6 protein-coding genes are annotated in these 12,862 nt (G+C 44.6%); 2 read left to right on the forward strand and 4 right to left on the reverse strand.

Annotated features, from left to right (window positions below; all coding sequences use genetic code 11):
* Positions 1 to 460: 460 nt before the first annotated feature.
* The 3 genes from L2747_RS06105 to L2747_RS06115 are packed head-to-tail and all read right to left on the reverse strand — an operon-like array spanning position 461 to position 4,846.
* The gene (locus L2747_RS06105; RefSeq protein ID WP_248998199.1) at positions 461 to 1,642 is read right to left on the reverse strand and encodes a lipocalin-like domain-containing protein; all 1,182 of its coding nucleotides are present in this window, start codon (positions 1,640 to 1,642) and stop codon (positions 461 to 463) included.
* Entirely contained in the window at positions 1,639 to 4,185 is a 2,547-nt protein-coding gene (locus tag L2747_RS06110; RefSeq protein WP_248998200.1) for an ABC transporter permease, read from the reverse strand. The genes L2747_RS06105 and L2747_RS06110 overlap by 4 nt, the downstream gene beginning before the upstream one ends.
* A complete protein-coding gene (locus L2747_RS06115; protein WP_248998201.1) occupies positions 4,178 to 4,846 on the reverse strand; it encodes an ABC transporter ATP-binding protein in 669 nt (222 codons plus the stop codon). The genes L2747_RS06110 and L2747_RS06115 overlap by 8 nt, the downstream gene beginning before the upstream one ends.
* 411 nt (positions 4,847 to 5,257) lie before the next feature.
* Here L2747_RS06115 and L2747_RS06120 point away from each other — a divergent pair, with 411 nt between their 5' ends.
* Together L2747_RS06120 and L2747_RS06125 are read left to right on the forward strand one after the other, a co-directional pair.
* A complete protein-coding gene (locus L2747_RS06120) occupies positions 5,258 to 10,564 on the forward strand; it encodes a PAS domain S-box protein (RefSeq protein WP_248998202.1) in 5,307 nt (1,768 codons plus the stop codon).
* Positions 10,565 to 10,745: 181 nt separating this feature from the next.
* Positions 10,746 to 11,765, forward strand: a complete 1,020-nt coding sequence (locus tag L2747_RS06125) for a response regulator (RefSeq protein WP_248998203.1) — start codon at positions 10,746 to 10,748, stop codon at positions 11,763 to 11,765.
* 97 nt (positions 11,766 to 11,862) lie between these two features.
* On the opposite strand, the gene ygfZ is transcribed toward L2747_RS06125, so the two are convergent.
* Complete coding sequence (ygfZ, locus tag L2747_RS06130; protein ID WP_248998204.1) at positions 11,863 to 12,834, reverse strand: tRNA-modifying protein YgfZ; 972 nt, start codon at positions 12,832 to 12,834, stop codon at positions 11,863 to 11,865.
* Positions 12,835 to 12,862: the final 28 nt, after the last annotated feature.

Raw genomic sequence — 12,862 nt, forward strand, 5'->3', positions numbered from 1 at the left:
TGGCAAATAACACTCATTTTGGAATAGTGTTGCGGTTACTTACCAAGGTTTATATCGAGTCTAGACCTCATGAAAATTGTGGGTATACCTCACAAGGGGTATTGGGAGTTTTTGTAGACCAAGATCAACTTTTTGAGGGTGATCTAGTTCTCAAATTGACCAATAAATATTAGGGGGTTGTTGGAATTTTGTCCATCCAGAATGTTAGCTTGCGCTACATTAAAAACTAAATATATTCAAAAGCTTGGTTAATGATAACCATTCTTATTTACCGGGTTTATTCTGGTTGGTTTCAGGCGTTTTTTATATTTATCACTGGGGAAAGTGACGCAGTTTGTCGAAATATAAACAGTACTTTAGCTAAGCGTTAATCTCGATCGTTAACGCGAAAAAAACAGTCGACTGCTAATTAAGGAATAGAGAGTGCAGCACCTAATAGATTGCCACGAATAAGCTGATTTTAATAACCAGTCAGTTCCATATAGCCTAAACCACTATGGCTGCCGCTTATGCTAACCGGTCCCTCCCAATAGGGAATGGACAATGGCATGCTGGCATTAGCGTTAAGCGCTTGAGTTGAGAGCTCAATGGTTTGTGAGGGAATAGATATATCCCAAGCTATCGGGTATCGACCTGAATCTGTTTGTTGCCAAGCAGTAGCAGTCATCGAGATCTGCTCACTATTGATCTGTTGACCACTGCCGTCAGGGTACATACGTCTACCACTATAAAAGTCTTGTTGTTCACCACTATTATCTCGCAGCTGAAATAGCATTAATGCAGAGCCATCATCGAGTCTAAAAGCAAACCAGTCCCAGCCTTGTTGAGTTTTCGATAAAAACTGTGAACTCCACTCTCTATCAAGCCAGGCATCACCGCTGACGTTTATGGTTTTGCCATCTCGTTCGATAGTGCCACTGACTTCGATAAAAGGCTGGCTGTAGTAATAGCTTGCTACCGTTCCTGCGGCATTTTTGCGGCTATAACCATTGTCGCCCTGTAGTTGAAATGGCGCCTGACTGTCGAGTTGCAGTTGATAGCTAAATTCTGTGGTGTTGGCAGACAGCGTGGCAGGGAACAACTGCTCGTTATGGCTTTGCCACTGCCAGTCGTCTTGTTGGATCCGCAGTGGCGACACCTGTGTGCCGGCAAAATGGGCATTACCTCGGGTCCATTTTTCTGCGGCAAGATGTTGCTGTTTACTGGTCATAGCTGTGTGCGACATATACAGCTGCTTAGTCTGCCAATCCGATGTCAATTGTGTTTGAGTCGGTGATGGTGGAGCAAGGGCAATGCGGAACTGAGTCCATTGTAGCCCCAGCGGCTCACCACTTTCGGTGGTTAAGTTAGCAGTTAAATACCACCACTCTTGACGAAAGCCATCGTGAGCTTGGTGATCGGCTGGGAAGCTAAGTTGCTTACCTGGCAGCACCGGCGAATAACCTTGAGTGTTACCATCTAATAGCTGCCCCATGCCACTTGATGCATGGCTAGAATTTTTATTATCTGCAGACTCATAGAAGCAAGCAGTTAATAGCAGGCTGAAACTGAGTACTGCAAAGCTGCGTACTATACAGGGAGCTATGCTGCGAGTGATAAGTGTTAGCTTTACTTTGCCTAGATAGTGGCTCTTTAGCTTCATAATGCCTCCTGCTGCAAACTGCTTATCAGTGGTTTTCGGGTCTGCCACAATAAAGGCAGAATCACAGCAACAGCACTGGCAATGATTGCGATAACCAGTACTCTAAAATAAGCCTGCCAATCCCACACCATGGCGATACTCCAGCCAAAGGCTTGTAAGGTCACTTTATTGATCAGCAAGTAACCCAGTAGTGCTCCCGTTGGCAAGGCCAATAAACAGGTAAACAGCACGATTAGTAACATCTGCCCTGACACTAAAGCGCGTAGTTGATTGCGGCTTACTCCTAATGCATAAAGCCTAGCTAGCGGGGCTTGCCGCGCTTGAGTCAGCATTAAGCAGGCGCTGAATAAGCCTATGGCGGCAACCAGTAAGGTTAAGCTGTTTAACACTAAAGTAATTGAGAAAGTTCGCTTAAAAATCTTCAGTGCGCGCTGTTTTATTTTGGTTTGGTTATACATCTGCGCAGCTGATAAAGGCACTTGTTGTTGCAGTATGGCTTCTAGTTCTTCAATGTTGTCGGCATAACTCGCTGCAATGCTGGTTGGGGGGACGGACAGGTTGAGTTGTTGCCAGGTTTGTTGACTCACAATTATTTGGCCTAGTGGATTGCCATAATCATAAAAAATAGCACTGACAGGCAGCGGGGCTAGTACCGCTTTGTCAAACTCAGGCACAGTTACCGCATCCCCAATATTTAGCTGGTATTTAATCGCCATCGGCTCGCTAATCATTAAGCTACTACCGGTAAAAAAAGTTTGCCAATGATTGTCTGATTGTGACTTTATTTGGTTACTGTTTCTAAGGGAATGATCATCCCGGGTCATTAAGCTTACAGGCGCTTTTTGGTAGTGAGTGCTGTGTAGCCACTGGCCGTAAATCGCGGTTACTTTTGGCAGAGATGCGAGTAACTTTTGAGTCGGTTCCACTTTGTCACTAGGTGGACGAATATAAAGATCAGCATAAAGCCGATCGTCGAGCCAATGTTTTAAAGTGATTTCAAAGCTGCCAACCAAAGTATTCATCGAAATATTCGCTGTTAAAGCTAACAACATCGCCATCATTGCAAGTGACAAAGGTGCAATTAGCTCCTTGCTTTCTGCGACCGCATATTGCCAAAGACCGTTTTTGGTTAGGCGCTGTACTAAAGACAATCCAACCTGCAATACTAGCGGTAAGAGCAATGGAATTGCTATGGTTACCACACCAAGCAAAGCGAGGCTTTGCTGATAATTTTGAGTAAATGGAAATAAAGCCATTGCCGCTGCGAGCAGCAATACCGCGATAGTGAATAGTTTTCGGTGTTGCTTGTTTGCATTGCTTTGCTGCTCAAACCGGCTTGCACTGCGTGCTAGCGGTTGCTTAGCCAAGGTATTAAACAGTGGGTAGCAAGCCAGCAGTGCTGCTGCAAAGGTTAGCGCTATCGCTTGGTACAGCCAGCTCCACTGCCAGATCCCCGGCATTAACCTTGCTCCATAAAGCTGTTCAAGCGTCAGGGCTATCATAGGCTGCAGCCAATGGCTCAGCTGTAAACCAAGAACAAAACCAGCTAGAGAGCCAATTAATACCAAACTAAACAGCTCTATCAATAGTGCCAGTAATAAGCAGCGCTGCGGTACACCTTGCTGCTGCAGTTGTACTAACAATTTTTGGCGTTTGAGTAAGCTATAACGCACGCCGTTATAGGCAATAAACAGCCCGACCACAAAGGCGAGCAAGCTCATGGCAGTAAGATTTAAATGAAAGCTACGAGTTAAGTCGGTAAGGGCTTCACCGTCATCTTGAACTGCCAAATTAAAGTGACTGCTAGTTTGTTGATTAAAGGCTTCATTTACTTGTTGGGTAAGGGCTTCGGCCTGGCCAAAAAGGGCGATATAACTAAGTTGATTAGGTTTATTGAGCAGCTGCTGCCCTAGAGAAATATCCATTAGTATCGCGTTGCCTAGACCCAAGCTATCATCTAACTCAATAACATCTAGGTTAATGCCGTTTAACAGCATTTTACCCTTAGGAGCAACCTGATTGGCAAAGCTTTGGCTGAGTAGAATTGACGGAGCGCCTGCCAACAGTTTAGCAAGAGGTAGATCTGCTGATAACAATGACAAGCTCTGTGCTTCATCGCTATTATCTGCTTTGTCATTACTGCTAGCTTGTTGACTCTGAATGGATAACGCCGCAACTAAATCGCTCGCTTGAATATCCCAATGCTGACCTTGTTCGTCGATTGCTGTACCAGCTATTACCGCTAATGCTTGAGTGACACCTGCTTGCCTAAGCGTGAAGTAAACAGATTCATCGACAGTCTTGCTACCAGTGATAGGTGCGAGCACTAATTGGGCTCGTTGGCTTAATAGTTCAGTCGCTTCTGAGTAACTGCGAACAGCATTGGCGTTGGTTGCACGCACACCAATAAGTAAAGTAACCGCAAGAATAATCCCTAATAAAATAGCGCCCGCTTGCAAAGGCGACTTTAAATAGTGCCGAGCGAACACTCCTAAGCTTAAACGTATGGTTAAGCCATTATCTCCAATCGCTTGGCTACTCATGGATCTTACCTTGCTCAAGATGCCAGCGCCGCTGCATAAAGCCGGCACACTCATTACTGTGAGTCACCATTAGAATGCTAGTTTGTGATTCATGGGCTAGCTGAGTTAACAACGCCATGACCTGCTGACCGGCTTTTTCATCCAAGTTACCGGTTGGTTCATCAGCTAATAACAGACTTGGCTTGTGGGCGAGTGCGCGAGCAATCGCGACGCGTTGCTGCTGACCGCCAGAAAGGGTCTCGACGTTGCGGGTTTTAACTTCCTCTAGCCCAAGTTGGCTCAAAAGGTAGTCACACCAAGGGCTCCAGCTTTGTTGATTTAAACGCAGCGAAAAGGCGATATTATCGCGGACATTGAGTGGAGTAAGTAGATTAAATTGTTGGAATACAACGCCTAAGTGTTGACGCCGAAATTGGCTCCATTGTTTATCTTGCCAATGAGTTGTGTCACTCGAATTGAGCAGTAACTGGCCTTGTTTGATAAATTCAAACCCACCAATAATATTTAATAGGGTGCTCTTGCCACTGCCGCTTGGCCCGGTGAGCGCCACAGTGTCTGCTCGGTGAATAGTAAGACAGATATCATCAAGTACTTGGTGATATTTATCCCCGTCATCAAAGCCTTTCGAGACTTTCTTTAGCCTAACAATCTCACTGCTCATTACAACTCCTGTCGTTGGCATTCCCTAAAAGGTTTAGATTAATTTATCATGCTTTTGAGCTTATACGTATCTGTTTCACAATAAGATCTTTTATAGGGTTAAAGCGTATTTGTTGAACTAACCTTAAAAAGGTAAAGCAGGTTTTAGCCTAAGTGGAACACTCAATTCGTGCTGGATAATTAAGCGTTTTTTTGTTGTGGTAATCGAGCTTAAGTGGTAACAATTAGGTGTAGGTAACTAAAAATGCTCTGGAAAAAGAAATCACATTCTTATTGGAGTGAGGTCGTAACTATAACGCTATAAGCTTGCCAGTATTTACACACTTCAACAGCTATTGAGTCCCGGTGGTTAGCTGGTGGATATATAACTCGAATAGCAACAGTAACCCAAATAAACTTAGCCCTGTGGAAAATGGATATGAGCAGACTTCGTACCTTTCGTAGCCGAATTTTAGCGCAAATGGCCTTGCCATTGATTGCGATAATGGCTGTAGTTTTCAGTGTAAATGCTTGGTTTAATTATCAAGCAGAAGAGCGTGATATTTATGCTCACCTCGGCCAAAAAGCACAAAACGTTGCCTTGCGTATTCAACATTTTTTACAAGGAGCAGAAACCAATACCGCCTCGATAGCTGATTTTTTGGCTCAAGCCGATAAACAGGAATTACTTGCTGATAAGAACAAGCTGCACGACATACTGACTCGACGCTTAGACAGGCATCCAGACTATTACGGCAGTGCTATTGCTTTCCAACGATTTTTTATTGAAAACCGTGAGCTCTATGCTCCTTATGTATACCGTAACGATGGCCAGATAGAGTTACTCGATATCGGTGTCGATAGTTATGACTACACCAATGGAGATTGGGATTGGTGGAGCAAGGCCATCGTGAACCAAAATGGTTTTTGGTCAGAGCCTTACCTTGATGAGGGCGCAAGCGATGTAATGATGATCAGTTATTCATTGCCCTTTGGTCAAAGTCCCTCTTTTGACGGCGTTGTGACCGTCGATTTAGGCCTAAATAACCTGCCGAAGATGGTAGAAACTTCTGCTAAACGCCTCGTGATTATTAATGACAGGGGTCAGCTGATTTACCACCATAACCGCAGTTTATTATTACAAAATAGCAGTGAAAAGTGGCTGTCTCCCTCTAAAGATAATCAAAGTTTTCTCGATCTAGCCAATCAAGGTAAATCAGGTTTTACTCATATAGAAGATAGTTTGGGGGAACGCTTCCTTGCGAGCGTGGCAGTGGTACCAGTGCTTAATTGGCGGGTGATTTTAATGACGCCTGAGGAAGAGCTGCATAATGAGTTTTTAAAAGGGTTTATTACGTTAGTACTTAACTTACTGTTGTTCTCGATTATTTTATTTTTAACCGGCTACGTTACCGCAAGCAGGTTGACTCGTCCTATTGAAGAGCTTGAATCAGGGATTATGGCGTTTGGTGCTGGTGACGCTAAACGTATTGAAAAGCCCAAAGGGGCTGCGAGTGAAATCGTTACCTTAACCGATAAGTTTAATGATATGGCTGAGGTGCTGGCGGAGCGAGAAGCGGCGTTGCTTGACTCTCGCGGTAACCGTTTTGCCAAGTTGATTGATGGCATGAGCGATAAATCATTTTATTGTTCACTAGGGCCCTCTGGTGAAATTGTTCGAGTTAGCGAAGGGGTGGAAAAGGTTCTAGGCGTATCGCCTGACCTACTAAAGCGCAAATATCAGCGCATGTTTTCTGATAACCCAATTAACGAGCAAAACTGGCAATATATGGATAAGGCGCTAAAAGGTGAAAATGTGCCGCCTCACCAAATAGAAATGATTGATGCCAGTGGAGCTACTCGTCATCTTGATGTGTTTATGCAGCCACTGCTTTCTGACAGGCAAGAGTTATTGTCGGTGGAGATGCTGTTTAATGATGTCAGTGAGCAGTTCTCTGCAGCTGCTTGGTCAAATGCGGTATTAGAATCCGCACCAGAGGCGATGTTAATTGTCGATGAGTCTGGTCAGTTAATCTTTACTAATAGCCGTTGTCAGCTGCTGTTTGGTTACGATGAAGCGCAGATGAAAACCATGACCGTGGATAAATTGGTGCCAGAAGCTAATCGTAGCGGGCATGCAGCGCAGCGAGCCAAGTTTGTGGCAGAAGGTCGTGACCGCAAAATGGGCCTAGGTATGGGCGCAACCTTAATGGCTATTAAGGCTGATGGCAGTGAGTTTCCTGTAGAAATTAGTCTTGGGTTATTGCCAGAAGATGAAGAGGGCAAGCGTCAGGTTGCTGCAACAGTGCGCGACATGACGTTAGAGCTAGCCACAGCACAACGAATTAAAGACAGTGAAAACCGTTTTCGCGGTCTAGTGACCAATATTCCGGGGGCGGTGTATCGCACGCGAATTGATGAGTCTTGGCTGATGGAATATGTCAGCGATAATATTAGCGATATTACCGGTTTTCCCGCTTCTGACTTTATCGAAAATACCGGCCGTAGCTATGCCAACTTAATACTGGAGCAAGATAGAGATTTCGCGCGACAGACTATTGAAGAAGCCCTTTTAGAGCAAAAGAGTTTTGAAGTGCAATATCGTATAAAGCATCGTGATGGCAGCATTCATTGGGTGCATGAAAAAGGCAAAGCGATTTACGATGATAACGCCGTTGCGCTTTGGTTTGATGGCAGTATTAATGACATCACCAGCAGTAAAATTGCGCAAGAGGAGATCGCGCAGTCTCAGCAGCAACTCGAAACGATTACCGAATCCATTCCAAGTACTGTGTATCAAATGCATTGGTGCAGTGATACAGAGCGTACTTTTACCTTTTTATCAAGCGCCTGTATTGCCACTTTAGGCTTTCACCGTGATGAAGTGCTGAATAACTTTGACCGAGTGGCAGAGTGTATTGTTAGTGAAGAGCGATCCCATATTATAGAGGCGCTATCAGGTAAAAGCAGTAAAGGGCTGCAATGGACTGAAGAGTTTAGGTATCGCCACCCAATAGGGGATATTCGTTGGCTACAAGCTGGCGCTCATGGTGAGCTACAGAATGACGGCTGTATTATCTGGAACGGTTACCTTATGGATATTAGCGACCGTAAACAAATTGATAAGGACTTAGAGGAACGGGAAGCCCATTTTAGAGCGCTATTTGATAATGCAGGTATCGGCATTGTAAATGTCGATGAGAATGGCGTGGTATTAGATTGCAACGAGCAATTTAGTCAATATATGCAATGTACAACTGATGAGATAAAAGGCCGCTCTTTCTTTGACTATCAATTTGATGCCGACCGTGATGCCACAAGAACCTTGTTTAAAGAGCTGACTGTTAACGGTAATGATTGTTTAACTTGCGAAGTGCGTTTGGTTAACCATGCATCCAAGTGTATTTGGATGGATTTGACCTTAACGCGATTACAAAATTCACAAGGCGAACTCAATTCGGTAGTGTTATCCATGGCTAACATCACCTCATTAAAGCACCTTTCTCAAGAGTTAACTCAAGCCAAAGATAGCGCTGACGCTGCCAGCCAAGCTAAGAGCGACTTCTTAGCTAATATGTCCCACGAGATCCGCACGCCAATGAATGCCATTATTGGTATGTCACAGCTTTGTTTGCAGACTGATTTGGACTCTAAGCAGCAAAATTACGTACAAAAAATTGACCGCGCCTCTAAGTCTCTGCTTGGGATCATTAATGATATTCTCGATTTTTCTAAGATTGAAGCAGGCAAGCTTGATATTGAGTCTGTGCCGTTCCAACTCGATACCATGCTCGAAGATTTGAGCGATATGTTCTCAACCAAAGCTGCTGATAAGCAACTAGAGTTGATGTTTGCTGTTGCCCCGAATATCCCAAGACACCTCGAGGGCGATCCTCTGCGCTTAAGCCAAGTGCTTATCAATTTAATGAATAACGCGATTAAGTTTACTGAGCAAGGTGAAGTCTTGCTGTCGATTAGCCAATTGGAGCAAGTCGATAACCATATTATGCTCAAGTTTAGTGTGCGTGATAGTGGTATTGGGTTAATGGAGGAGCAGCGTAATAAACTGTTTAAGTCATTTAGCCAAGCCGACACATCTACCACACGTCGCTATGGCGGTACTGGACTCGGGCTGGCGATAAGCAAGCAGTTAGTCGAGCTTATGGGGGGGGAGATCGGAGTCGAGAGCCAGTTTGGTTACGGCAGTACTTTTTACTTTACCGTAGGGCTTAAGGTTGCAGATAAGAAGCTATTAAAGGTTAAGCAAGAAGTTGAAGGCATGCGTATTTTAGTGGCCGATGATAATGCCACTGCACGAGACATATTGCGCACTACTTTAGATAACATGGGCTTTAAGGTCGATGTCGTCAAAAGTGGTCTTGAAGCGGTTGAACGCTGCCAAACTCAGGACTATCCGGTTGCACTTATCGATTGGCTTATGCCCGAGATGGACGGGCTTGAAGCCGCGCAAAAGATCTTATCCGACCACAGTAACCCGCCTAAAATTCTTATTGTTTCGGCTCATGCTAATAGCGAGTTTACCGAGCAAATCGCCAATAGTGATATCGCAGGCTTTATCACTAAACCTATTAGCGCCTCGCGATTACTTGACGGCATTATGTCGTCCTTGGGTAAAAACGGGGCTATGCCAGTCAGGCGTAGCGGAGTGGCGGTGAGTCAAGAACTGCTAGCGCAATTAAAGGGTAAACGTGTGTTGTTGGTCGAGGACAATGACATGAACCAAGAGGTCGCCAGCGAGTTTTTAGAGCAAGTTGGTATAGTGCTGTCGATTGCCGAAAATGGTCAAGTGGCGCTTGAAAAACTGGCGCTACAAAGTTTCGACCTAGTATTAATGGATTGCCAAATGCCAGTAATGGATGGTTATCAAGCAACACAAGCACTTAGAAAAATCCCTAATTTGTCAGACTTACCGGTAATCGCTATGACGGCTAATGCCATGGCAGGCGATCGCGAGATGTGTTTGCGCGCAGGCATGAATGACCATATTGCCAAGCCGATAGAGATATCGCTGCTCTATACTACATTATTGCACTATTTGTCAGACGATAAGAGTGCTGAAACCACCCTTGAAATCGCAGAGCAGGAACCAACTGAAGACGTTAACTTTTGGCCAACTCACCAAGCAATTGATGTCGATAAAGGTTTGCAACTGGTGCAAAACTCAGTGCGCCTTTATAGGCGGATCTTTGAGCGTTTTCACTCAGGTCAACAAGATATTGTTGCTCAAATTAAGCACGCTTTAAGTCAAGAACAGGTAGACGATGCTATTCGTTATGCGCATACCTTAAAAGGCGTGTCAGGCAATTTGTACTCGGCTCAATTGGCGGAGCTTGCAAGGCAGATTGAGAGCAAATTGATAGAGTCTGCAACCGCGGATGTCAGCGCCGAACTGACAGAGTTATCAGCGCTAATTGAATCGGTTTGTAAAGCGATTGAAGACTGGAGTGCCTTGTTAAATCAAGATATGGGCGTAGCAGTGAGTGCTTCGAGTGAAGCGCTCATGTCGGAGTCTGAACTTGCTGAGGCTGTAGCGAGTTTACTGCAGATGTTAGAAGATGCGGATGCCGATGCTGTGGATAAAATGCACACCATTCGTGCCCACGTATCCGAGTCCTTGTGGCAGAAAATGAGCCCAGCAGTCAGTATGGTTAATAGCTATCAGTTTGATGAGGCTGCTGAATTAATTGAAGCCCTTTTTAGGGAGCAACTTACGCCTTAATGACTCATTTTGAGACATTGATTGCGATACTTTCTGGTTTGAGGTTTACCTACTGAGGATATTTGCTTGGCTATACTTGGTGGACACCATTGCGCCCGAGAGGGGGATGCAATAGACCTAAATAGATGATGTTTTTATTTTGCTTATGATAGTGCTTCAAGTCTAAAGGAGATAAGGCTTAATGGACAAAGCAACCATTTTAGTTGTGGACGACACACCAGAGAACATAGATATCTTGGTAGGGATCCTAGCGCCCAACTATAAAGTGAAAGTGGCGATTGATGGTCCCAAGGCATTAGCATTAGCGGTCAAAACACTGCCTGATATTATTCTTTTAGATGTGATGATGCCTGGCATGAATGGTTATGAAGTGTGTAAACGGCTTAAGCTTGAGCCATTAACCAGTCATATACCGGTGATTTTTGTCACCGCCCTTAGTGATGTTGCCGATGAAACCCAAGGTTTTGAGCTTGGTGCGGTGGACTATATCACTAAGCCTGTGAGTGCTCCTGTAGTAAAAGCGCGAGTGAAAACTCATTTAGCCTTGTATGATCAAAAACGATTACTTGAGCAAGAAGTTAAAGCACGTACCAAGGAGCTGGAAGAAACCCGCTTTGAGATTATTCGTCGCCTTGGTCGCGCAGCAGAATATAAAGATAATGAAACTGGCTTACACGTAGTAAGAATGAGCCATTATGCTCGCTTACTGGCAATTGAATCGGGCTTACCCGCTCAATATTGTGAGTTGATTTATAACGCCGCACCTATGCATGATATAGGTAAAATTGGTACGCCAGACTCTATTTTAAAAAAGCCCGACAAGCTTAATGAAGAAGAGTGGCAAGAGATGCAACGCCATGCAGAAATTGGCGCTGAAATCATTGGTGAACATAGTGACCCATTACTAGAAATGGCACGTAGAATTGCAATTAGTCACCATGAAAAATGGGATGGCAGTGGTTACCCACATGGTTTAGCTGGCACCGATATTCCGATAGAGGGGCGCATTATCGCAATAGCGGATGTATTTGATGCGCTAACATCAATTCGCCCTTATAAAAAAGCCTGGTCTGTAGAAGAAACCGTTACGCTAATTGAGAATGAATCAGGCAAGCATTTTGATCCCGAGTTGGTAGAGCATTTTAAGCAAGTTGTGGATGAGGCGATAAAAATCCGCGATAGCTATGGCGAAAATACGTAGTGGCATTACTGAATCGGCATAACTTTGTATGAGTTAGCAAAAAGGCGCATTAAGCGCCTTTTTTATTAACTAACAGAAGTCAGGTATTAACTGCAGCTTAGTCTTGTTCTTCTAGCGAGTATGGCAATGCGATAAGGCTAAGTTCTGAAGCTTCATCACCAGCAATTCTTAATTTCGCATCAAGTTCAGTGTCGTTAGCCAATACAGCTGTTAGCAATATTTGGCCATCACGTTGTACGCTTTCAATAATGTTACCTGCACGGCGGAAGCCTTCGCCATCTTCTAAGGCGATTTCAAGTTGGCTGTCACTTGTTAATGGCGTAGATACGTTGCCGCTTACAATATAGAGTGCGCGCTTATTACCGCCGCGATACTTCATACGTGCTACCGTTTCTTGTCCCATGTAGCAGCCTTTCTTAAAGCTAATACCATTAACCGCCTGCACATTACACATTTGCGGTACAAACTGGCCTTGGTGGGCTGCGGCAATATTTGGGTAGCCAGCTAATACTTCCAGTGTTTGCCATGCGCTAGCATCAAAGATTGGCTGCTCGATTTTGGCGATTAGTGCATCGCTATCAGTTCTATCGATAGCTAGGATATAACGGCCGTTATCATGAATAATCATGCCATTATCAATCAAGGTTAGTTCAGCATTAAGCTCACCAAACTGTGTGGTTAACCAAGCTTTAGCTTGTTCGCCCGCAACACCTAGCAGTAACCAAGAGTCAGTGACGTCGGCTAAATCAGCTTTGCTAAATACTGCGTACTTTTGCAGTTGCGGCAAGTCTAAAGCTAAGGTGTCTTTTGGCATCAGCAAAAATAGCGTGTCGTCTTTAGCAAAGGTTCTAAAGGTCGCTAGCATTTTACCTTTAGGGTCGCAGTGTGCGCCCCAGCGCCATTGGTCACTTTCTAGCGAGCTAATATCGGTAGTGACTTGGCCGTGAATAAAGCTGCGACCTTGCTCACCTGTTACTGACATTAAGCCTAGGTGGGTTAACTCTGAAAAAAGGAGAACAGGCTGTTGTTCGTTAAGAGGCCAAGTTGGCTGAGAAGTTGACAGCGTCATGCGAGAGTCCAAGAAGTAAACCAATAAG

This window comes from Shewanella marinintestina (genome assembly GCF_023283845.1).
Lineage (GTDB): Bacteria > Pseudomonadota > Gammaproteobacteria > Enterobacterales > Shewanellaceae > Shewanella > Shewanella marinintestina.